General features: G+C 46.8%; 22 protein-coding genes. 8 read left to right on the forward strand and 14 right to left on the reverse strand.

From position 1 onward, the window contains the following. Positions 1–92: 92 nt before the first annotated feature. The 6 genes from rpsR to KNQ04_RS07205 form a co-directional block, all read right to left on the reverse strand. Complete coding sequence (gene rpsR / locus KNQ04_RS07180) at positions 93–323, reverse strand: 30S ribosomal protein S18 (protein WP_012371896.1); 231 nt, start codon at positions 321–323, stop codon at positions 93–95. Positions 324–370: 47 nt separating this feature from the next. Continuing rightward, positions 371–898 carry a single-stranded DNA-binding protein gene (locus KNQ04_RS07185; protein WP_029332161.1) on the reverse strand — a complete coding sequence of 176 codons (528 nt, stop codon included), beginning with the start codon at positions 896–898 and terminating at the stop codon, positions 371–373. 23 nt (positions 899–921) lie between these two features. Continuing rightward, positions 922–1,209: a 30S ribosomal protein S6 gene (gene rpsF, locus KNQ04_RS07190; RefSeq protein ID WP_012371898.1), complete on the reverse strand. Its 288-nt coding sequence runs from the start codon at positions 1,207–1,209 to the stop codon at positions 922–924. 123 nt (positions 1,210–1,332) lie between these two features. Further along, complete coding sequence (ychF, locus tag KNQ04_RS07195; RefSeq protein WP_214848630.1) at positions 1,333–2,433, reverse strand: redox-regulated ATPase YchF; 1,101 nt, start codon at positions 2,431–2,433, stop codon at positions 1,333–1,335. Positions 2,434–2,699: 266 nt separating this feature from the next. Further along, positions 2,700–2,888 (reverse strand): DUF951 domain-containing protein, encoded by a 189-nt coding sequence (locus tag KNQ04_RS07200; RefSeq protein WP_012371900.1) that lies wholly within the window; start codon positions 2,886–2,888, stop codon positions 2,700–2,702. Beyond that, a complete protein-coding gene (locus KNQ04_RS07205) occupies positions 2,860–3,792 on the reverse strand; it encodes a mechanosensitive ion channel family protein (protein WP_214848642.1) in 933 nt (310 codons plus the stop codon). Before KNQ04_RS07205 ends, KNQ04_RS07200 begins: the two co-directional genes overlap by 29 nt. A gap of 185 nt (positions 3,793–3,977) precedes the next feature. Here KNQ04_RS07205 and yyaC point away from each other — a divergent pair, with 185 nt between their 5' ends. Next, the gene (yyaC, locus tag KNQ04_RS07210; protein ID WP_214848655.1) at positions 3,978–4,595 is read left to right on the forward strand and encodes a spore protease YyaC; all 618 of its coding nucleotides are present in this window, start codon (positions 3,978–3,980) and stop codon (positions 4,593–4,595) included. Positions 4,596–4,714: 119 nt separating this feature from the next. Here the strand turns inward: yyaC and KNQ04_RS07215 are convergent, their stop codons facing one another. The 8 genes from KNQ04_RS07215 to rpmH form a co-directional block, all read right to left on the reverse strand. Then, positions 4,715–5,485 carry a ParB/RepB/Spo0J family partition protein gene (locus KNQ04_RS07215; RefSeq protein WP_214848657.1) on the reverse strand — a complete coding sequence of 257 codons (771 nt, stop codon included), beginning with the start codon at positions 5,483–5,485 and terminating at the stop codon, positions 4,715–4,717. Positions 5,486–5,525: 40 nt separating this feature from the next. Beyond that, entirely contained in the window at positions 5,526–6,362 is an 837-nt protein-coding gene (noc, locus tag KNQ04_RS07220; RefSeq protein ID WP_214848672.1) for a nucleoid occlusion protein, read from the reverse strand. Between the two features lie 49 nt (positions 6,363–6,411). Then, positions 6,412–7,128 carry a 16S rRNA (guanine(527)-N(7))-methyltransferase RsmG gene (rsmG, locus tag KNQ04_RS07225; protein ID WP_214848682.1) on the reverse strand — a complete coding sequence of 239 codons (717 nt, stop codon included), beginning with the start codon at positions 7,126–7,128 and terminating at the stop codon, positions 6,412–6,414. A gap of 4 nt (positions 7,129–7,132) precedes the next feature. Beyond that, the gene (gene mnmG, locus KNQ04_RS07230) at positions 7,133–9,019 is read right to left on the reverse strand and encodes a tRNA uridine-5-carboxymethylaminomethyl(34) synthesis enzyme MnmG (protein ID WP_214848685.1); all 1,887 of its coding nucleotides are present in this window, start codon (positions 9,017–9,019) and stop codon (positions 7,133–7,135) included. 44 nt (positions 9,020–9,063) lie between these two features. Then, positions 9,064–10,446, reverse strand: coding sequence for a tRNA uridine-5-carboxymethylaminomethyl(34) synthesis GTPase MnmE (gene mnmE / locus KNQ04_RS07235; protein WP_285801175.1), 1,383 nt, complete (start codon positions 10,444–10,446; stop codon positions 9,064–9,066). 146 nt (positions 10,447–10,592) lie between these two features. After that, positions 10,593–11,447, reverse strand: a complete 855-nt coding sequence (gene yidC, locus KNQ04_RS07240; RefSeq protein WP_214848688.1) for a membrane protein insertase YidC — start codon at positions 11,445–11,447, stop codon at positions 10,593–10,595. Between the two features lie 97 nt (positions 11,448–11,544). Further along, the gene (rnpA, locus tag KNQ04_RS07245) at positions 11,545–11,895 is read right to left on the reverse strand and encodes a ribonuclease P protein component (protein ID WP_029332171.1); all 351 of its coding nucleotides are present in this window, start codon (positions 11,893–11,895) and stop codon (positions 11,545–11,547) included. Between the two features lie 168 nt (positions 11,896–12,063). Then, positions 12,064–12,198 (reverse strand): 50S ribosomal protein L34, encoded by a 135-nt coding sequence (rpmH, locus tag KNQ04_RS07250; protein ID WP_012371910.1) that lies wholly within the window; start codon positions 12,196–12,198, stop codon positions 12,064–12,066. Positions 12,199–12,926: 728 nt separating this feature from the next. Here rpmH and dnaA point away from each other — a divergent pair. The 7 genes from dnaA (at position 12,927) to KNQ04_RS07285 (ending at position 22,918) form a co-directional block, all read left to right on the forward strand. Continuing rightward, positions 12,927–14,324 carry a chromosomal replication initiator protein DnaA gene (gene dnaA, locus KNQ04_RS07255; RefSeq protein ID WP_214848706.1) on the forward strand — a complete coding sequence of 466 codons (1,398 nt, stop codon included), beginning with the start codon at positions 12,927–12,929 and terminating at the stop codon, positions 14,322–14,324. Positions 14,325–14,510: 186 nt separating this feature from the next. Beyond that, complete coding sequence (dnaN, locus tag KNQ04_RS07260) at positions 14,511–15,644, forward strand: DNA polymerase III subunit beta (RefSeq protein WP_214848708.1); 1,134 nt, start codon at positions 14,511–14,513, stop codon at positions 15,642–15,644. A 141-nt stretch (positions 15,645–15,785) separates the two neighbouring features. Next, positions 15,786–16,007 (forward strand): S4 domain-containing protein YaaA, encoded by a 222-nt coding sequence (gene yaaA, locus KNQ04_RS07265; RefSeq protein WP_029332174.1) that lies wholly within the window; start codon positions 15,786–15,788, stop codon positions 16,005–16,007. A gap of 1 nt (position 16,008) precedes the next feature. After that, positions 16,009–17,163 (forward strand): DNA replication/repair protein RecF, encoded by a 1,155-nt coding sequence (recF, locus tag KNQ04_RS07270; RefSeq protein WP_214848710.1) that lies wholly within the window; start codon positions 16,009–16,011, stop codon positions 17,161–17,163. A gap of 10 nt (positions 17,164–17,173) precedes the next feature. Continuing rightward, a complete protein-coding gene (gene gyrB, locus KNQ04_RS07275; RefSeq protein ID WP_214848734.1) occupies positions 17,174–19,087 on the forward strand; it encodes a DNA topoisomerase (ATP-hydrolyzing) subunit B in 1,914 nt (637 codons plus the stop codon). Positions 19,088–19,114: 27 nt separating this feature from the next. After that, positions 19,115–21,772, forward strand: a complete 2,658-nt coding sequence (gene gyrA, locus KNQ04_RS07280; protein ID WP_214848713.1) for a DNA gyrase subunit A — start codon at positions 19,115–19,117, stop codon at positions 21,770–21,772. A gap of 99 nt (positions 21,773–21,871) precedes the next feature. Next, entirely contained in the window at positions 21,872–22,918 is a 1,047-nt protein-coding gene (locus KNQ04_RS07285) for an HD-GYP domain-containing protein (protein WP_214848716.1), read from the forward strand. Positions 22,919–23,516: the final 598 nt, after the last annotated feature.

Consider the following 23,516-nt stretch of genomic DNA (forward strand, 5'->3'; position numbering starts at 1 on the left):
AACTTGTATATTATAACCGAAAAGCGGGACGCGTTGAAAGAGAAGCGAAAAAAAGCGCTCTTCCTCCGAGAAGGAAAAGCGCTGGACCGTAATCAGTCAGCTACGTATGGAATTAAAGCCATTTGACGTGAACGTTTGATTGCGATTGTAAGTGGACGTTGGTATTTCGCTGAAGTACCAGTCACACGACGTGGAAGAATCTTACCGCGTTCCGAAATGAAACGTTTGAGAAGTTCTACGTCTTTATAATCGATATGAGTGATGTGGTTCGACGTGAAGTAACATACTTTACGACGACGTTTTCCACCTGGACGACGTGCCATGTGATTAACCTCCTTTTTAGAGTAAATTTTTCAGTTCGACGTTCCCATTAGAATGGGAGATCGTCGTCTGAAAGATCGATCGAACTTCCACCGCTGAATGGATCAGCGCCGAAGCCCGAGTTCGATGAAGATGAAGCGGGTGCTGGCGAGGAAGAGTTGTTCTGCTGTTGCTGTGAACCCCATCCTGCAGCATTCCCGTTTCCACCTGTATTTGAATTCGAAGAATAGCTGTCACTATCTGAAGAACGGCTTGCATTGCGTGATTCTAGGAATCGAACACTATCCGCGACGACTTCAGCACGATATCGACGTTGACCCTCTTTATCGTCATAACTACTAATCTGTAGGCGACCCTCGACACCTGCGAGGCTACCTTTTTTCAAATACTGAGCAACGTTCTCTGCTTGCTTGCGCCATACGACGCAATCGATGAAATCAGCTTCTCGCTTCCCATCTTGTCCCGTAAATGGACGGTCACATGCGAGTGTGAATCGCGTTACCGCAATCCCGCTCTGCGTATAACGCATTTCAGGGTCACGAGTTAACCGACCGACTAAAACGACGCGGTTAATCATCAGAATCACTCTCCTGTTTCAGCTTATTTCTCGTCTTTTGTGATCATTAAGCGAACGATATCGTCACTGATCTTCATGAGACGGTCAAGTTCTTTAGTAGCTGCTGGTTCAGCAGTCACGTTAAGAAGAACATAGAATCCTTCACGCATATCATTGATTTCGTAAGCGAAACGACGTTTACCCATTTCAGTTGTTTTTTCAACTGTACCACCGTTGTCAGTGAGGACTTTGTTGAAACGCTCAACTAGAGCTTTTCGTGCTTCCTCATCAACTTCCGGACGGATGATGTAAAGTACTTCGTATTTACGCATATCTGTCACCTCCTCTTGGACTGGCGGCTCGATTCATCGAGCAAGGAGCAATAATTCATTACTCACATTTGTTAATACTATCAAAGTATTTTGGTTTATGCAATAACGATTCGTTCGCTCCGCTTAAACGTTGAAGCGGAATGTGACAACATCGCCATCTTGGAAGACATATTCTTTCCCTTCAGAACGGTAACGTCCTTGTTCTTTGACTGTCGCCATGTTTCCAGCTGCTGCTAAGTCATCGTATGCGACAACTTCAGCACGGATGAATCCACGTTCGAAGTCAGAGTGGATGACACCCGCACATTGTGGTGCTTTCATCCCTTTTTTGAACGTCCAGGCACGAACTTCTTTTTCGCCCGCTGTGAAGTATGTCGCGAGACCAAGTGTGTTATACGCTGCATGAATCAATTGATCGAGACCTGATTCTTCGATTCCGAGATCAACGAGGAACTCTTGACGTTCTTCCGGCTCGAGTTCAGCGATCTCTTCTTCAATCCGGGCACAGATGACGATGACTTCCGCGCCTTCTTGTGCTGCGAACTCACGGACGAGACGGACGTTTTCGTTGCTGTCTGCATCTGCGACTTCATCTTCCCCGACGTTTGCGACATAAAGCATCGGTTTCATCGTCAACAACTGGAAGTGTTTTACGATTGCCGCTTGATCTTCGTTTAATTCTGCGAGACGGGCTGGTTTTTCATCTTCGAGCAACGCGAGAACGATCTCAAGTGCTTCCAGTTCGCCTGCTGCATTTTTGTCGCGTGATTTGACTTGTTTTTGGACACGTTGAATCCGTTTTTCAACCAATTCGAGATCGGCAAGAATCAACTCAAGGTTAATCGTCTCGATATCATCGATCGGTGAGACTTTACCAGAGACGTGTGTGATGTTTTCGTCGATGAAACAACGGACGACCTGACAGATCGCATCAACTTCACGGATATTGGCTAAGAATTTATTTCCGAGCCCTTCTCCTTTAGACGCACCTTTGACGATTCCCGCGATATCCGTAAATTCGAATGCTGTCGGGATGGTCTTCTTCGGGTTGACGAGTTCTGTCAATTTACGCAGACGTGCGTCCGGCACCTCGACGACACCTACGTTCGGGTCGATTGTTGCGAACGGATAGTTTGCCGCCTCGACACCTGCTTGTGTAATTGCGTTAAAAAGTGTTGATTTTCCTACGTTTGGTAAGCCAACGATTCCTGCTGTTAATCCCACTTGGAATTCCTCCTTTTCGGTATTTCCTAGGAAATCCGTGCTAGCGGCCGCAGTGGGTAGAATGATTACACCACGTCAGCACATCTTTCACAATTATAGATAGTTCAATTTTTTTAAGCAAGGAGATGCTGTTTCTTTTTTAACGGTCCGGCTGTTTGATGTCCGTTTTTTTGTAATCTGACATAACGGACGACTTCTTTTTTGCGGCGCGAACAAAAAAAAGAATCCGGTTCGACCTCAAGCGGTCTGCGGATTCTTTTTCACAGTCATTCTGGTAAGACTTTTTTTAACCGTTTATCAAAATCACGGCGGGGCATCAAGATGCTTGCCCCACACCCTTGACATTTGATGCGGATATCCATGCCGACCCGAATGATTTGCCATCGGTTCGTTCCACATGGATGCTGTTTCTTCATTTCGACATAATCATGGAGATTGTACGTTTTTGGCATCATTGATTTGTTCACCATTCCCTTGACCTGTAGTGTTCATCATGACCATATGCGGGTAAGGAATCTGAATTCCTTCCGCTTCGAGACCTTGTTTGAATTCTTTACGCATCAAACGGCCCGCTTGAAAATGTTGCATCGGTGGTACTTCTGCCATCAGACGATAGGAAACACCGGAAGTATCAAGCATTTGGACACCGAGTATCTGAATCGGTTCAATGAACATGTCCGCATACTTTTTCGTCGTTGCTTCCGAGATGTCGTTCAGGATCGTCTCGACCCGGTTGAGATCCTCTTCGTACGGAACTTGAACATCGACTAAGGCAAAACTATTATCGACGGAGAAGTTCGTCACTTGTAGGATTTGCCCGTTCGGGACGATATGAATCTCACCGGTCAACCCTTTTAGTTTTGTCGTCCGAATGCCAAGTTCGATGACCACGCCTTCAATCAAACCGACTCTTACATAATCACCGACTTTAAACTGTCGTTCGAAGATGATGAAGGCACCCGTAATGATGTCTTGAACCAGGTTTTTTGCACCAAACGAAATCGCAAGACCCGCGATACCAGCACTGGCGACGAGCCCTGTGATATTGATGCCGAATTGACTGAGTACGGTCAGCAACATGACGATTCCAAGCACGTACCGAATCGCATTTTGCAATAATTTCAGTAACGTTTCGTTTTGTCGTTGCGCTAAGTAGTCATGTTCATTAATCTTTCGGATCGTAAACAAGCGGGCGACCGCTCCCGTCATGATCCGTGTCAGGACATAAAATCCGACAATGATGATTAACGCAATTGTCACCTTCAGTCCAAACCGAATCCACATTTCCGTATCCGTCACTTGTGCAATCAACTTATCGACTTGGGCGACTGATTCTTTCACATCTTGATTGGTAGCCATTCTCTTCATCCTTTCATTTCTCTCTATTACGACAGTATACGTGATTTTATATGAGTTTCAACTAAAGAACCGATTTCGACGTTAGTTTTCCCGAAAAACCGGGAAAGGAAAATCATTACAGAACACCTTCACTCTCGCCAATACACCATGACGCAGACACCTAGAGAAGAAAGGATGATCTAGACATGAATTTCCGCTTCCATTCCCACGAGCCTAAGCCCTATTCTTTCTTTTTAGAGCATACAGAACCATTCGCGAAAGAAAGGTTAGCTGAGCAACTCCATGAGCAAGTCGCCGCGACAAAAGAAAATCGTCCGGTCGTACTCGTTTGTATCGGATCCGATCGTTCGACCGGTGATTCCCTTGGACCACTCGTCGGTACATTCCTCGAAAAATCACGTCCCGCACACATGCATGTTTATGGAACACTTGCTAAACCCGTTCATGCCTTAAATTTAGCAGAAACACTCCAATCGATTCAAACGACACATTACAAACCACTTGTCATCGCCATCGATGCTTGTCTCGGACGTCTATCGAGCGTCGGTCACGTCTTTTTCTCAGAAGGTCCACTCGCACCGGGCGCCGGTGTCCAAAAAGAGTTGCCCGCTGTTGGTGACTTCAACATTAAAGCGGTCGTCAACGTCAGTGGCTTCATGGAGATGATGATTTTGCAAAATACGCGGCTCCATCTCGTCTATGAATTAGCTGAACTCGTCGCTGATAGTTTTGCCTTACTCGACGCTAAACTGGTTGCTGAAACAAAACGGACGACGATTTCCTTTACCCCCCGTTCGATTTAACATTCAAATCAAAATCAAATAAAAAGACGCGCGATGATTTGATAAAAATCTACATCGTTCGTCTTTTTATGTTTAGTTGTGAACGTCTTAAGGTCGAGGCTTGTCGTGATTTCGAATAATCATTCGTCTTCCGGTAACAAAATCTCGAGTAACCGGTTCAGATCCTCTTCATCAATAAAATCAATTTCAACTTTCCCTGCCTGCTTTGTCGCCTTAATCCGGACGGTCGCGCCCATCCGCTCCCGTAACGCCTCTTCCACGAAATCTAATTCTGTCGTCTGCTTCCGGACGGGTCGTGTTTTCGTTTGTTTACGGTCACGCAGCTCTTGCTCAAGCCGACGGACGTTCCAATTCTCCGCCATGACCCGCTCCGCCATCCGTTCGATTTTCAATGAATCTTTTAACGCAAGCAGCGCACGGGCATGTCCCATCGATAACCGTTCTTCCATGACCGCTTGCTGGACGAACATCGGTAACTGCAGCAATCGCAAACTATTCGTGATGTGCGAACGACTTTTTCCGACACGGTTTGCTAATTCAGCTTGTGTGATGTCAAACTCTTCCAACATTTCCGCGTACGCCATCGCTTCCTCGATCGCACTCAAGTCGGCCCGTTGAATGTTTTCAATCAACGCCAGTTCCATCACACGTGTTTCGTTCGCTTCGATGACGAGAACGGGAACCGTTGTAAATCCCGCTTGTTTGGCAGCTTGATACCGCCGTTCACCGGCAATGATTTCATAAAATCCATCACGGGGACGAACGACGATCGGTTGAATCATCCCATGGCGTTTCAGTGAATTCGCTAACTCATGTAACGCGTTTTCGTTAAATTGTTTACGCGGCTGACCGGGATTCGGTCGAATCGCCCGTAGTGGTATCTCATTCACACATATCTCTCCTAAACGTAGCGGAAGGCACGACCGCAGTTTACGGACGTGCCTTCACGATGCGGATTCGCACCTCGACATATTCTTCACAATCCACTTCTTCTTTTTCGACGGTCAAACCCGTCCGTTCAATCATGTCGACCGAGTCCCGAAGCGTATTTAACGCGATTCGTGTATCCCGTGCAAAACTTTTATGACGTTTCTTCGGCTTTTTCGGCGTCAGAAGACGTTCGACACGTTGCTCCGTCTCTTTCACATTCCATTCACGTTCGACGATTTCACCTAACACTAAGATTTGGAGTTCAGCATCCTTTAAAGGCAACAAGGCGCGCGCATGGCGTTCCGTGAGGGTCCGTTGCTTTAATGCGTCACGAATTTCAGCTGGCAACCGTAACAGGCGTAGTTTGTTCGCAATCGTCGACTGACTACGTCCGAGCTTCCGTGCCAACACTTCTTGCGTGATGTGTTGCATCGCGAGCAGGCGTTCATATGCTTCTGCTTCTTCAATCGGAGTCAGTTCCTCCCGTTGCAAATTCTCAATCAATGCAAGGGCAGCCGTCGTTTCGTCTGTCATTTCTTTGATGATGGCAGGAATCGTCTCCCAGCCAAGGGATTGCACCGCTCGAAAACGCCGTTCTCCCGCGATGATTTCGTAACCGTTCCCTTGTTTTCGGACGACAATCGGTTGGAGTAAGCCATGTTCCTCGATTGTCGCAGCCAGTTCTTCAATCCGTTCCCCATCAAAGATCGTTCGGGGCTGAAATTGATTGGCGACCAGTTCCGTCAGCTTCAATTCACGTAGTGTATCTTGCGGATCAAGCTCGAGCGGGACAGGTTGTCCGCCTTTACCAAGCAGTTTGGCAATTGCATTTTTCACGTTCGCGCACCTCACCTTTATCAGTCATCGTTTCCTAATGAAACGGTGTTTAACTCAGTGGATCTTTAGCCGGTGTTCCCGCCTTACGCGGATATTTCCCGGGTGTTAATCGCTTTTTATCTACAATAACGATATTACGCTCACTTTCCTCGCCTGGCAATTGGAACTGGAAACTTTCCCGTAAATTCCCACCCAGCACCTTGAGCGCTGTTGCGCCTTCTTCTAACTCTTGTCCTAACTTCGCTGCTTTAAGCGCAACGAATTGTCCACCGACTTTTGCGAGGGGTAAGCAGTACTCGGCAAGAACCGACATCCGGGCGACGGCACGTGCCGTCACGACATCAAAATGTTCCCGGAACTGTTTGTTTTTACCGAACTCTTCTGCCCGACCATGGTGGAACGCAACACCTTCAAGTTCAAGTTCTGTCGCTAACATGTTCAAGAAGCCGATTCGTTTATTGAGCGAGTCGATGATCGTGACTTTTAAGTGGGGGAACATGATTTTGATCGGCAGACTCGGGAAACCAGCACCGGCTCCGACATCACAGACGCTTTCAACGTCTGTGAAATCGAAGTAGAACGCCGCTGTGATCGAATCATAAAAATGTTTCAAGTAGACATCTTCTTTATCTGTGATCGCCGTCAGATTCATCTTTTCGTTCCATTCGACGAGTAGTTCATAGTAGCGTTTGAACTGGTGTAATTGTTGCTCTGAGACATCAAGTCCGTGCTCAGCGAGCGCCGTTACGAATTGCTGTTCGTTCATGTTATCACTCCGCAGTCAATGCGTATTGGCCTTGCTCGATGTAAATCAGCAAAATCGAGATATCTGACGGGTTAACCCCAGAAATCCGTGATGCTTGTCCAATCGAGAGCGGACGCACTTGGTTTAGTTTCTGTTTTGCTTCAATCGCGAGACCGTTAATGACATCGTAATCGAGTCGATCCGGAATCCGTTTTTGTTCCATCCGCATCATACGTTCGACTTGATCGAGTTGTTTATCGATGTAGCCCGCATACTTCACTTGGATTTCGACTTGTTCTGCCGCTTCCGCTGACAACGCAACGGGTGGCTCTGTCATGTCTGCAATCATCGCATACGTGATTTCTGGACGTTTCAACAACGTGATGGCATGAAGCGCTTCTTTTAGTGGCGAGACGCCGATTGCTGTCAGTTTTTCGTTGACGTCTGGCGTCGCTTTGATGACGACTTTTTCAAGACGTTTCATTTCACGACTGATTTCGTCTTTTTTCAGTTCCAGTTTCGCATGGCGTGCGTCGTTGATCAGACCGAGTTCATGGCCGATCTCAGACAGCCGTAGATCAGCATTGTCGTGACGGAGCAAGAGACGGTATTCAGCGCGTGACGTCAAGAGACGATACGGTTCGTTCGTACCTTTTGTGACGAGATCATCAATCATGACCCCGATATACCCTTGTGAACGTGACAAAATCAATGGTTCTTTACCTTGGACTTTCAGTGACGCATTGATTCCCGCCATGATCCCTTGTCCGGCTGCTTCTTCATAGCCACTCGTTCCATTGATTTGTCCGGCTGTGAATAACCCTTCGACCCGTTTCGTTTCGAGTGTCGGCCACAGTTGTGTCGGAATGACTGCATCGTATTCGATCGCATAGCCGGGACGCATCATTTCTGATTTTTCAAGACCTGGAATCGAGCGTAAGATATCGTGTTGGACATCTTCCGGTAAGCTGGTCGATAGTCCTTGGACGTAGACTTCTTCCGTATCGCGACCTTCCGGCTCGAGGAAGATTTGGTGACGCGGTTTGTCATTGAATCGGACGACTTTGTCCTCAATCGATGGGCAGTAGCGTGGACCTGTTCCTTTAATCATGCCCGAGAACATCGGTGAACGATGTAAGTTCGCGTCAATCAACTGGTGTGTATACTCTGTCGTATACGTCAACCAACATGGAATCTGTTCCGTGATCATTTGCGTCGTTTCATGACTGAACGGCAAGGCCACGTCGTCCCCCGGTTGAATTTCTGTTTTCGAATAATCGATTGTTTTTCCATCGATTCGGGGGGGTGTCCCCGTTTTGAAGCGCGCGAGCTCGAAACCGAGTTCTTCCAGGTGCTTCGATAAGTTCACGGACGGCATCTGATTGTTCGGGCCACTTTCGTATGAGAGTTCACCGATGATGATTTTTCCGCGCATGAACGTTCCTGTCGTGATGATGACTGCATTCGCCCGGTACTCGGCGCCTGTATTCGTGACGACACCGACACAACGTCCGTCTTCAATCAATAGACGTTCGACGAGTGCTTGACGGAGTAACAAGTTCGGTTCATCTTCGAGTGCTTTTTTCATTCGGTTTTGATACTCGAATTTGTCTGCTTGCGCCCGCAACGCGCGGACAGCTGGACCTTTTGACGTGTTGAGCATTTTCATTTGGATGTACGTGGCGTCAATCGCCCGTGCCATCTCGCCACCTAATGCATCAATTTCCCGGACGACGATCCCTTTTGCGGGACCTCCAATCGACGGGTTACAGTACATGAATCCGACCATGTCGGGATTCATCGTTAACATGACCGTCTTCGATCCCATTCGCGCTGACGCGAGTGAAGCTTCGATTCCGGCATGTCCGGCTCCGACGACGATGACGTCGAATTCACCTGCTTGATAAGCCATAACTTCGGTTCCTCCTTTTATGAATCAACAACCTGACAGTACAGTTATTTCCCTAAACAAAACTGTGAGAATAATTTATCGAGCAGACTATCTTGCGCTGTATCGCCATTGATTTCTCCAAGCGTATCCCACGCCCGGCGTAAATCAATTTGGACCATGTCGATCGGCATTGCAGCTTCTGCCGCACCGAGCGCATCTTCAATCATCTGACTCGCTTGTTTAATCAATTGAATATGACGTGCATTCGAGACGTACGTCATGTCTTGGCTTTCGACGCCTTGTTCGAAGAAGAGGGCAGCGATTGCTGCTTCAAGGTCGTTGACACCTGCTTCTTCAAGCAAGGATGTCGTGACGACAGGGCGTCCTGCCGCCAACTCTTCGACACGCGTTAAGTCGATTTGTTGCACAAGGTCACTCTTGTTGACGATGATGATCGCGTTCATATCGCGAATCGCTTCAAACAATAACGTATCTTCTTCCGTCAATTCGTTATTTCCGTTTAAGACAAGTAAAATCAAATCCGCCGAATTGAGCGCTTGGCGTGATTTTTCGACACCCATCCGTTCGACGATATCTTCCGTCTCCCGAATCCCTGCCGTATCGATCAACTTAAGCGGTACTCCACGGACATTGACGTATTCTTCAATCGTATCACGCGTCGTCCCTGCGATATCGGTCACGATTGCTTTTGCTTCTTGCACCAATGTGTTGAGCAAAGACGATTTCCCGACGTTCGGTCGCCCGATGATCGCGGTCGAGAGCCCTTCGCGCAGGATTTTTCCTTGGCGCGCCGTCCGGAGCAGTTCCGTTAAGATACGTCGGACTTCGCCTGCGTCTTTTTGGACGATTTGTTGCGTCATTTCTTCCGCATCGTATTCCGGATAGTCGATATTGACTTCAATCGAAGCAATCGTCTGTAACAGTTGCTCACGTAAATCTTGGACGAGCTTCGAAAGCCGTCCTTCGATTTGACCGATCGCTACCGTCATCGCCCGGTCCGTTTTCGCACGGATTAAGTCCATCACGGCTTCTGCTTGGGATAAGTCGATTCGTCCGTTTAAAAAGGCGCGTTTCGTGAATTCACCCGGTTCTGCTAACCGAACATCGGGTTGTGCCAGAATGAGTTCGAGTACACGATTGACCGCGACAACTCCACCATGGCAATTCAATTCGACGACATCTTCACGCGTGAACGTTTTCGGCGCCCGCATGACACTGACCATCACTTCGTCGACGACCTGTTCTGTCTCGTGGTCGACCAATTTTCCGTAATGGATGGTATGGGTCGGTACCTCAAGTAACTGATTTGCACCGCGGTAGACTCGGTCTGCCGTCGCTACTGCTTGCGGACCTGACAACCGGACGATTGCAATCGCCCCTTCGCCCATCGGTGTCGAAATCGCAGCTATCGTATCAAATTCCATCATTCGTCATTCACACCTCGTTTTCTTCTATCGTTTCTATGATTAAATGCATCGGTTCATTATAAATGGGTATAACGTGACAACTATACACGAAATAGCCCAAAAGAAAAAGAGTGACACTCTGTAAAAACGGAGTATCACTCTTGCTGTTAACGTTTCTTTTTCGGTTTCTTCGGAGCTTGCGCGGCTTCAGCCGTTTCTTGCTGACGCTTCGCTGCAATCGTTGCTTCCGTTTGCGCTTTAATCTTCTCACGCATCGGCTTCATGATTGCGATCGTCACGATGATCGAGAAGATGTAACCGACGACCCAGTACAGCGACAAGGCTGATGGTAACGTCACACCCATCACGAAGATCATGATTGGGAAGACGTACAACATGATTTTCATCTGTGGGTTATCGTCTTGTCCCGCCATCGAGAGTTTCTGTTGCAGATACGTAAAGATGGCCGACAAAATCGGTAAGACGAAATACGGATCCGGTTTCCCGAGGTTGAACCAGAGGAATTGATGCGAAAAGATATCCGGTGTATAGATGATCGCATTGTAGAAAGCAATCAAAATCGGCATCTGAATCAAAATCGGTAAACAGCCGGCAAGCGGATTGACGTTATGCTCTTGGTAGAGTTTCATCATTTCCTGTTGCAATTTCTGTTGTGTTTCCTGATCTTTCGAACTGTACTTTTCACGTAACTTGACCATTTCTGGCTGGATGACCTGCATACCACCCATACTCTTCGTCTGTTTAATCATCAATGGAAGGATGACGAGACGGACGATCAATGTCGTGATGATAATCCCGATTCCGTAGTTATCTCCAACTAAATGTGAAATCTCCCGAATGAGCCAAGCCATCGGCCATACGAAATAGTGTTTCCAAAATCCTTCCGTGTCTCCCGTGATTTCTTCGTGTGCTCCGTAGTTACTCGGAGTACAACCTGACAATACGACCGCGAGTACTGACATCAGTCCGAGTGTCAGCCAAATCTTAGTTCTCTTGTTCATAATTCCTCCTAATGATGTTTACACATTGTCGATTCCACTCTCTACATATAGAAGAAAGCGATAAACCGCTACAAATCAAACAGAATATACTACGTATTTATTTAACTTGCCGCTTCCAGACGCCGGAACGCTTTAATACATGTCGCAAACTATCTGCGACTTCTTGCGCAGTCATCTTCGCAGCTGGATTGCGGGCGATGATTACAAGATCATAATCTGGTGCAATCGAAGCTTCGTGTAACAAAAATGCTTCACGAAGGTACCGTTTTACCTGATTACGTACGACAGCATTTCCGATTTTCTTACTCACTGATAAACCAATCCGAAAATGAGCTTGCTGGTCTTTTTTTAGTGCGTATACGACAAATTGCCGATTGGCGACAGAGGCTCCTCGAGTAAACACCGCTTGGAACTCCTTGTCTTTCTTGACGCGGTATTCCTTCTTCACCTTGATCACACTCCATCCTGACATCACGAAAATTCGTCGTCTTTCATCATATCATAGAATAATCCTGCTCTGCGAGAGGGGGTTGTGACAAAAGCACGAACACCCTTAAAAAAAAGCAAAAAAAAGATCACCTCGGGCATCGCCAGAAGTGATCTCATCATCGCTCGATTATACAGTCAAGGCTTTGCGGCCTTTAAGACGGCGAGCAGCCAAGATCCGGCGGCCACTCTTCGTTGCCATGCGCGCACGGAATCCGTGAACTTTTTTGCGCTTACGGTTGTTTGGGTTGAAAGTTGGTTTCATTAGTCTGCACCTCCTTTAAAAAGTACTCTATTAAAAAACATCGTTTTCTACTTTAAGGCAGTCTTGTACATTATATAAATCAAAAGGGACCTTGTCAATGAAAGTTCGTAAGAATTATCTTGGCTGATTCCAACCGTTCATTACGATAGAAATCCAGTTCATGCTTCGTATGACAGGATAGGAATCAGATCCGGACGAAGTATCGTAAACTCCCTCTATATAAAACTATCCACAGACTTATCCACACTATCCACACTTTCCGTGGATAACTCTTCACTTTGTCTACAATAGTATTTTTTAAAATCGTCGTCAAGGTTTGATTTTCGACATCTTTCCCGATCCATTTTTGATTTTGTGTATAACTATTTTTTTACGCTTCCTCTTTCAAAAAGTTATACACACCTTATCCACAGTTTATCCACACTATCCACAGCCTGTGGGTAACTGCCTGTGTATATCTTTATTTACTTGTGGATAAATCACTCTAGGCATTGCCAGGGCTCATTTCATTTGATACACTAATTGTGCATAACAACGACACGAACGAAATGGAAGATTCAAGTTATACACACCCTGTGGATAACTTTATACACAGATTTCCTTGCCTGTGGATAACGTTATCCACAGTTTTTATGTTGTGGGGATAAGTCGAGTTTCTTCATTAACCTTGTTCTGTGCATAAACCTGTGTATAGTTTTTTATATCATGATAGAAAAAGGGGGGTATTTATGAAAAACGCTGCCGAACTTTGGCATAATGTATTGTCTGTGATCGAGGAAGAAGAACGGACACCAAAAGCAAGTTATGACATGTGGTTAAAATCCACAGAGGGCGTCACGCTGAATGGAACAACACTTATTATTTCAGCGCCAGCTGCATTTACCGTCACTTGGCTGGAACGTCAATACTTATCGTTACTCGAAGATACGGTGGAAGAAGTGACTGGGAGTCGACTTGATATTCAGTTTATCGAGGAAGGTCAAGCGAAGAAGATGCTTGATCGTCAAAATGAGGAAGCGTCAGAAAGCCTGGCACCCGCGAAAACAACTTCTCGGACGAAACAGTTACGAAAACCGACCGATGAGCTTGTCATGAGTGAACTCGGTCAGTTAAACGAAAAATATACGTTCGATACGTTTGTCATTGGATCAGGTAACCGTTTTGCCCACGCCGCTTCCTTAGCCGTAGCAGAAGCACCTGCGAAAGCCTATAATCCTTTATTCATCTATGGAGGAGTCGGACTTGGTAAAACCCATTTGATGCATGCGATTGGCCAGTACGTCCAAGATCAAAACCTCGGGACTCGCATCGCCTATGTTTCTTCCGAACGCTTTACGAATGACTTCATTAACTCGATTCGAGACAATAAGACCGTTGAATTTCGGAACAAATACCGGAACATCGATGTTCTATTAATAGATGACATTCAATTCCTCGCAGGAAAAGAGCAGACGCAAGAGGAGTTTTTCCACACATTTAATGCTCTACACAATGATCAAAAACAAATCATCATCTCAAGCGACCGACCACCAAAAGAAATCCCGACGCTTGAAGATCGGCTTCGCTCCAGGTTCGAATGGGGATTAATCACGGACATCACGCCACCGGATCTTGAGACACGGATTGCAATTCTGCGGAAAAAAGCCAATGCAGAGCAACTCGATGTCTCAAACGAAGTCATGCTCTATATCGCGAGTCAAATTGACACGAACATCCGGGAGCTCGAAGGGGCTTTGACACGCGTCATCGCCTATGCGAACTTGGTCGGACGGACGATTGACCCGAATGTTGCGGCAGAAGCACTGCATAACATCATGCCGGTCACGGAACCACGAAAAGTCACGATTCGCGACATCCAGGAGTCGGTCAGCAAACATTTCAACTTACCGTTTGACGACTTAAAAGCAAAAAAACGGACAAAATCGATTGCCTTCCCCCGACAAATCGCCATGTATCTCTCACGCGAGATGACGGAAAGCTCATTACCGAAGATTGGTGAGGAGTTTGGTGGACGCGATCACACGACGGTCATCCATGCGCATGAAAAAATCAGCATGCTCGTCAAATCGGATGGGGAAACAGGAAAAGTCATCGAACAAATCAAGCATGAATTGAAACATTCGTAAACCTGTGGATAAGCTGTGGATAAAAGAGGCTAGTTATCCACAAGTTATCCACACGCGTTTTGGCTCTATACCAAGTTATCCACCGACTTATCCACACTATCCACAGGCCCTAATACTATTATTAAAAAAATATATTATTATGTTATGATGATGTAACGCCCATTTTGAGAGGAGCTTAACGACAATATGCATATTACAATCCAACGCGATACTTTAATCCAAGCCATCCAAGACGTAGCAAAAGCTGTCTCATCTAGAACGACGATTCCAATCTTAACCGGGATCAAACTTGAAGCCCATGGTGACGGTATGACGTTAACGGGAAGCGATACAGAGATTTCAATTGAACGGACGATCTATGCGGAAGAGAACGGGACTTCTTATGTAACGGTTCACCGCGCAGGGAGTGTTGTCCTCAATGCACGTTTCTTTGGCGACATCGTTAAAAAATTACCAACAGACGAAGTCATCCTTGAAGTCTCTCCAAACTTCATGACACGGATTCAATCGGGGACAGCTGAATTCCACTTGAACGGTCTTGATCCTGACGAGTTCCCACGCCTTCCACAAGTCGACGGAGGACAACGGTTCCGTTTACCAGCGGATCTGTTACGTTCGATGATCCGTCAGACGAGCTTTGCCGTCGCGGTCCAGGAAACACGTCCAGTCTTGACGGGTGTTAACTTCTCAGCAGATAAAGGTATTTTGACATGCGTATCGACGGATAGTCATCGCCTTGCATTACGTCGGGCACAGTTTGAGACAGAGAACGAGATTTCGTTCCAAAATGTCATCGTGCCGGGTAAGAGCTTAAACGAACTATCAAAGCTGTTAGGGGACGGTCATGTCGACATCACGATCACGAACCAACAAATTCTGTTCAAAATGAAACACGTCTTATTCTTCTCGCGTCTACTCGACGGAAACTATCCGGACACATCGCGTCTGATTCCGGAAGAATACCGCACAGCCGTCCGCATGAATGCGAAGGATTTGCTTCAAGCCATCGACCGGGCGTCACTCCTCGCGCGTGAAGACCGCAACAACGTCATCAAGTTCGCCGCAGAAGGTACGACGGCCGTCGAAATTTCATCGCACTCACCGGAAGTCGGGAAAGTTTCCGAACAAGTGAGCATCTTATCGCTCGAAGGCGAAGAGCTGAAGATTTCCTTCAACTCGAAATACATGATGGATGCCTTGAAAGCACTCGATGCGACAGATATTGAAATTCAATTCACGGGATCGATTCGACCGTTCATTCTTCATCCGGTCGACCAAGATAACGTCTTGCAATTGATTTTACCTGTCCGTACCGCGTAATTCGTTCCCCGAGAAACCGACTTGGTTTCTTGGGCTTTTTTTGTAATCCGTATATACGTTCGTTCATTTTGCTAAATCATGAGTTTTTTAGTACAATAAAGAGTACGTCATTTATAATATGTAGGTAGGAGGAGTCAATCCATGAATCAAATCAAAATCACGTCGGAATATGTCACATTAGGTCAGTTCTTGAAGCTGTCTGATATTATCTCGAGCGGTGGACAAGCAAAACCATTTCTAGCGGAGGTACCTATTCTCGTCAACGGTGAAGTCGATCAGCGACGCGGTCGTAAACTACGGGATGGAGATGTCATTGACGTAGAGGATTACGGTCAATTCGTCATCAAGAACGAGGCGAACTAACGTGCGATTAGATTCGGTACGACTCAGTCATTATCGCAACTATGAGTCGCTGGAATTGTTCTTTTCTGAAAAGACGAACGTCTTAATCGGGGAAAATGCCCAAGGCAAAACAAACTTGCTCGAAGCGATCCACGTATTGGCGCTCGCAAAATCACACCGGACGACACACGATAAGGAACTGATCCAGTGGGACGCAGAGGCAGCACGCGTCGAAGGGCGTGTCATGAAGCGGATGGGTCCCCATTCGCAGGAAATTCAGATTTCAAGTCGTGGGAAAAAGGCGAAACTCAATCATCTCGAACAGCGACGCCTCAGTGATTATATCGGGGCGCTCAATATCGTATTGTTCGCACCAGAGGATTTGCATATCGTTAAAGGCAGTCCACAAGTCCGGCGTCGTTTTTTAGATATGGAGATTGGTCAAGTCAGTCCGGTCTACCTGCATGAATTAAGTCAATACCTGAAAGTGTTGAAACAACGGAATGCGTTGTTGAAACAGTTGTCAATCAAAGGGGGGGACGAGACGTTCCTCGACATTTTGACGGAACAGATGATTACGCTTGCCGTTAAAATCGTTCAACGCCGTCATCATTTCATCGCCCAGCTCGAAAAGTGGGCGCGACCGATTCATGATGGAATCAGTCGTGGACAGGAAGAACTCGTTCTACGCTATCGCTCCGATACATTTAGTGATGATTCCCTAGATGTCGAAGGAATGACTGCTTCTTATACGCAGAAGTTTGGTAAAATAAAAGATAATGAAATTAGACGGGGCGTGACGTTATTTGGACCACACCGTGATGACTTCGAAATGGAGGTCAATGGACGTAACGTTCAGACCTACGGTTCGCAAGGACAGCAGCGGACGGCTGCGCTCTCGTTGAAACTAGCAGAGATCGAACTGATTCATGAAGAAGTCGGGGAATACCCGCTACTGCTTCTAGATGATGTATTGTCGGAACTCGATGACCATCGTCAAACCCATCTGCTCGATACGATGCAACAAAAGGTCCAGACGATCCTGACGACGACGAGTGTCGAGGGAATCGCCCATGAAACGATCAGACAAGCGAAGTTGTTCCACGTGAAACAAGGGGCAGTTATTTTGGAAGAGACATCCTATAAAGAAACAGTAGGTGAGAAAACCGATGAGTAATCATGAAGATATGGAATTGGAACAAGGGTACGGTGCCGATCAGATTCAGGTACTTGAAGGTCTTGAAGCCGTTCGGAAACGTCCAGGTATGTATATCGGATCAACCGCGTCGAAAGGGCTCCACCATTTAGTATGGGAGATTGTCGATAACTCGATTGATGAAGCGCTCGCAGGATATTGTGACACAATCAAAGTTACAATCGAACCGGGCAACTCGATTTTAGTCGAGGATAATGGACGGGGAATCCCGGTCGATATTCAAGAAAAGATGGGGCGTCCTGCAGTCGAAGTTATTTTAACCGTCCTGCATGCCGGCGGTAAGTTCGGTGGTGGAGGCTACAAAGTATCGGGTGGTCTTCATGGTGTCGGAGCATCCGTCGTCAATGCGTTGTCGACGAAACTTGAAGTATTCGTTAAGCGGAACGAAAAGCTTTATTATCAAGCGTACCACCGCGGTGTACCGGCACAAGATCTCGAAATCATCGGGACTTCTGAAGAAACAGGAACGATGATTCGTTTCTTCCCGGACAGTGAAATCTTCCAGGAAACACTCGAATATGACTATGATTTGCTTGCAACACGTCTCCGTGAGCTTGCGTTCTTGAACAAAGGCTTGAACATCGTCATCACGGACGACCGCGCGGATGAACCGATCACGCGTAGTTTCCACTACGAAGGCGGAATCAAATCGTACGTCGAGCACTTGAATCGCTCAAAAGAAGTCGTCCACCCGGAACCGGTCTATGTCCACGGGACGAAAGACGGGATTGAAGTCGAAGTCGCACTTCAATACAACGACGGATTCGCAGCCAACATCTATTCCTTTACGAACAACATTCCGACGCATGAAGGCGGTACGCACGAAACCGGCTTTAAGACGGCGTTGACGCGTGTCATCAATGACTATGCGAAGAAGTTCGGTCTGATGAAAGAAGCGGACGGTACGTTGTCTGGTGAAGACGTCCGTGAAGGTATGACGGCAATCGTCTCGATCAAACACCCGAATCCACAATTCGAAGGACAAACGAAAACGAAGCTCGGGAACTCGGATGCAAGAACGGCGACAGATACGTTGTTCTCGTCTACGTTTGAACAATTCATGATGGAAAACCCGACGAATGCCCGCGCCATCGTTGAAAAAGGAATGATGGCATCACGTGCCCGGATGGCAGCAAAACGTGCGCGTGAGTTGACACGTCGTAAAGGTGTCCTCGAAGTGAGTTCACTTCCTGGTAAACTAGCGGACTGTTCGTCACGGGATGCGACGATTTCAGAAATCTACATCGTCGAGGGTGACTCGGCGGGTGGATCTGCGAAATCAGGTCGTGACCGTCACTTCCAAGCGATTTTGCCGATCCGTGGTAAAATCCTCAACGTCGAAAAAGCGCGTCTCGATAAAATTCTCGGTAGTAACGAGATTCGGACGATCATTACGGCACTCGGGACGAGTATCGGTTCAGAATTCAATATCGAAAAAGCACGGTATCACAAAGTCATCATCATGACCGATGCCGATGTCGATGGCGCCCACATTCGGACGCTCTTATTGACGTTCTTCTACCGGTATATGCGTCCACTCGTCGAGCACGGTTATGTCTATATCGCACAGCCGCCGCTCTACGGGATTAAACAAGGGAAAAACATCACATATGTGCACAACGAACGCGAACTGAACGAGGCATTAGCCGCACTTCCGGAAAACGCGCGTTACGACATTCAGCGTTATAAAGGTCTCGGTGAGATGGATCCAGAGCAACTTTGGGAAACCACGATGGATCCAAGTGGTCGTCAAATGCTTCGGGTCGAGCTTCAAGATGCCATCGAAGCGGATGAAGTGTTCGATATCTTGATGGGAGATCAGGTAGAACCACGTCGTGACTTTATCCAGTCGCACGCGCATTACGTGAAGAACTTGGATATTTAACGTTGAATAGAGAGGGTGGCCAGACGAATGTCCGATCAACAAGGGATCATTAAAGATATAAATATCAGTCAAGAAATGCGTACATCCTTCATGGATTATGCAATGAGCGTCATCGTCGCACGTGCACTTCCAGATGTACGTGACGGTTTAAAACCAGGACATCGCCGGATTCTTTATGCGATGAATGACCTCGGTATCCGTGCAGATAAACCGCATAAAAAATCCGCCCGTATCGTCGGTGAAGTTATCGGTAAGTATCACCCGCACGGTGATTCTGCCGTATACGACACGATGGTCCGGATGGCACAGGACTTCAGCTACCGGTATGAGCTCGTCGATGGTCACGGAAACTTCGGTTCCGTCGATGGCGACTCTGCCGCTGCGATGCGGTATACGGAAGCCCGTATGTCAAAAATCGCAATGGAGATCGTCCGTGACATCAATAAAAACACGGTTGATTTCAAAGATAACTATGATGGATCGGAACGTGAGCCGGAAGTCTTACCGGCTCGTTTTCCGAACTTACTTGTCAATGGATCAAGCGGGATCGCAGTCGGGATGGCAACAAACATTCCACCGCACCAATTAGGTGAAGTCATCGATGGTGTCCTTGCGCTAACGCACAACCCGGAAATTACGATTTCCGAATTGATGCAACACATTCCAGGTCCTGATTTCCCGACAGCTGGTGAAATCTTAGGTCGGAGCGGAATTCGCCGTGCCTATGAAACGGGACGTGGGTCAATCATCGTCCGTGCGAAAGCAGAAATCGAACAGGCTAAAAAAGACCGTGAGCGGATCATCGTGACGGAACTGCCGTATCAAGTCAACAAAGCACGACTTGTTGAGAAAATCGCCGATCTCGTCCGTGAGAAGAAAATTGAAGGCATTACAGACTTACGTGACGAATCCGATCGTCGTGGTATGCGGATCGTCATGGAAATTCGTCGTGATGCAAACGCAAGTGTCATCTTAAATAACCTATACAAACAGACATCGATGCAAACGACGTTTGGCGTCAACATGCTCGCGATCGTCGGTGGTCGTCCGAAGACGTTGACACTCAAAGAGATGCTCTATCATTACCTCGAGCACCAAAAAGAAATCGTCCGTCGCCGGACACAGTTCGACCTCGAGAAGGCGGAAGCACGGGAACATCTTCTAGCGGGTCTTCGTATCGCACTCGATCACTTGGATGAAGTCATTAAAATCATCCGGGCGAACCGAACAGCCGATGCGGCACGGGAACAGTTGATGGATCGGTTTGCTTTATCCGAGAAACAATCACAAGCGATTCTCGATATGCGTCTTCAACGTCTCACAGGACTTGAACGTGAGAAAATCGATGCAGAATATGATGAAATCATGCAGTTGATTACGGAACTCAAGAAAATTCTCAATAGCGATGAAGAATTACTCGAATTGATTCGGACGGAACTCGAAGAAGTGAAAGAACGCTTCAACGATAAACGTCGGACTGAAATTCGAATGGATCACATCGAATTCGAAGATGAAGATTTAATTCCTGAAAAAGATATCATCATCACATTGACGAGCAGCGGATACATTAAACGTCTTACGACGGATTCGTACCGTGCGCAACGTCGTGGTGGACGTGGTGTCCAAGGTATCGGAACGAACGATGAGGATTATGTAACGCGTCTCTTGTCTTGTTCGACGCATGATACAATCCTGTTCTTTACGAACCGTGGGAAAGTCTACCGGATTCGCGGGTATGAAGTACCGGAGATGAGCAGGACATCAAAAGGTGTACCAATCATCAACCTGATTCAGATTGAACGGGATGAAAAGGTCGAGACGATGATTCCAGTTAACTTCAAACGTTACTTGGAAGAGCAACATGTCGTCGAAGAATCCATCATCGACGCAACGATCGAATCGGATGACGACGTGGCACCGGAAGAAGAAGCGGAAGAGGTTCTTGACGCAGAAGAAGTCATGCAAGATGAGCAAAAATCATTAATCTTTATGACACGCAAAGGACGCGTTAAACGTTCGCCACTCTCTGCTTATGCCCGGATTAATAAAAACGGTCTGATTGCGATTCGTCTGTTTGAAGACGACGAATTGACATCTGTCCGCCTCGCATCGACAGACGATGAAGTCTTTACCGTTTCGAACCGTGGTAAAGCGATTCGTTTCCCGATCACAAACGTTCGCTCGATGGGACGTGGTGCGCGTGGTGTCAAAGCGATGAAACTAGCAGAGGAAGATATCGTCATCGGCATGGAGCTTGCGCGTGACGAACAAGATGTCCTCGTCATCACAGAAAAAGGATTCGGGAAGCGGACACCAATGACTGAGTTCCGAAGCCAGACGCGTGGTGGTAAAGGATTGATCGCAAGTAAAGTGAACGACCGGATTGGTCAAATCGCTGCTCTACGGATTGTTGACGTCGATGATGACATCATGATCATGACAGAAGGCGGAATCGTCATCCGGACCGATTCACAAAACATTTCACGTGTCGGACGGAACACACAAGGCGTTAAGGTCATTCGGATTGAAGAAGGTGACCGTGTCGCTACCGTTGCGAAGCTGAAAAAAGAAGAGAACGAAGAGAGTGAAGAAGTCATTGCTGACGAACTCTCGACTGTTTCGGACGAAGAAACGGTTTCTTCAACAGAAGAAGTATCACCGATCATCGAAGACACAGAAGAGTAAGACGACGTATGAAGTGAAGCACAGCAGAGTAGGACAGTAGATGTCTTAGCTCTGCTGTTTTTCTACCAACGAAATCTAGGGGAGAAGGGACGAGGCGAGATGCGTATCGCAAGTGAGCGACTCATCATTGGGGATCGAATAACTGAATCTGTATTTCTACATACAGATACGCCGATTGTTGAAGCAGGAAAAAAAATCGGGGCAGATGAGTTACGACGAATCAAGAGGTTTTTGATTAAGGAAGTCGATATCGAGGAACGACCGGAAGGGTTAGTAGAAGACGGACAAGAAAAGATGATCGAGTTGCAGGACATCAACGGAAATCCGTTCGAAAAGCTTGTCGATTCCTACAATCAAGTCTTTACGTCGTGGGAGCAAGGATTCGCTCCGAATACATATGAAGCCTTAAAATGGGTCAATGAATCAATGCCAACTGCGGTACGAAGAGAAGATGTCCTTCCGTTCTTCCTCGAGCGGGGAACAGAGGCCTATACGGTACGCCATGCCATTTACCGAGGCGCGCTTGCCCAATTGTTAGGGGAAGCAATCGGGAAGGAACGGAAGATGATTCATGAATTCTGGACTGCTTCTTACTTTGCTGATTATGGACTCGCCCGGATCATGGAGTGGCGTCACACGAAAAAATACGAAGCCATGCAACAAGAGATTTTCCATCGGCACCCGGCGATGGCATATCAAGCGTTACAAAAAGATACGGTCATTTCAGATACGGTTAAACGTTTAATCGTCCAACACCATGAACGTTTAGACGGATCGGGCTACCCGTTAAAGGCGACCGGTGATAAAATCATGGATCATACACGACTCTTCATCGTGGCAGATGTGTTTGCTGCAATGACAAGCTGGCGTCCATATCGTGAGCCGTACACTGCCTATGATGCGTATTGTCATTTAAAAGCGCGACCGATGCAATATGATTCGAAATATGTCACGTTGCTTGGACAGTTGCTTTTACCCATCGATGTCGGCGATCGTGTTTTGATGAGTAATGGAAAAATAGCGACTGTCGCCCGAAAGAATGTACTCTTTGACCGACCTGTCATCATGTACGAAGAACATAATCAACAAGTCGTGAAAGACTTAATGGAAGACCGGCAGTTGAACATCATGCAGCTGATGGATTAAAGCAAACTTACTATATAGAAGAAACACGTAGTTTAATCAGGCTGGAAATCAACTTTCATGAAGAGTGAGCGTCTACAGGGATGGGCTATCGTGTCGGATTTGCCTGTCTCGACCTGCTAAGTTAATGGGAATAGGTTAGATTTCTGTTTGAGCCGCACATGACAGGTTTCCTAAAAAGGTAGATACTCTTTAGGATGAAAAGTCGAAAGGTGCGGCTCAAAAACAGGAAGACGTGTCAAAAGCCACTTATACCAACAAAAAATGAAAGTCTAATCAAAAGCTATAAAACAATTTTTAAAGAAATTAAAATTAATTATCAAAAATTCTTGCACGATAATAAATCGCATGGTATATTATTTCATGTCCTAAAGAGGACGCACGCTTGAAACGAACGAGAAAAACTTCTTTTAAAAAGTTGTTGACTTATCGTTCCAGACTTGGTATTCTAATTGAGTCGCCAAAACAGGCGCGGACGAACTTTGAAAACTGAACGATGAGGCAAAAAACGTATCTTCGGATACAAACAATGAATGAAGCGCAAGCTTCGTCAACGTGACTTTTAGTCACAAAAACGAGCAAGTCAAACACTTTATGGAGA

This window comes from Exiguobacterium sp. s193 (assembly GCF_018618755.1).
Taxonomy (GTDB): domain Bacteria; phylum Bacillota; class Bacilli; order Exiguobacteriales; family Exiguobacteriaceae; genus Exiguobacterium_A.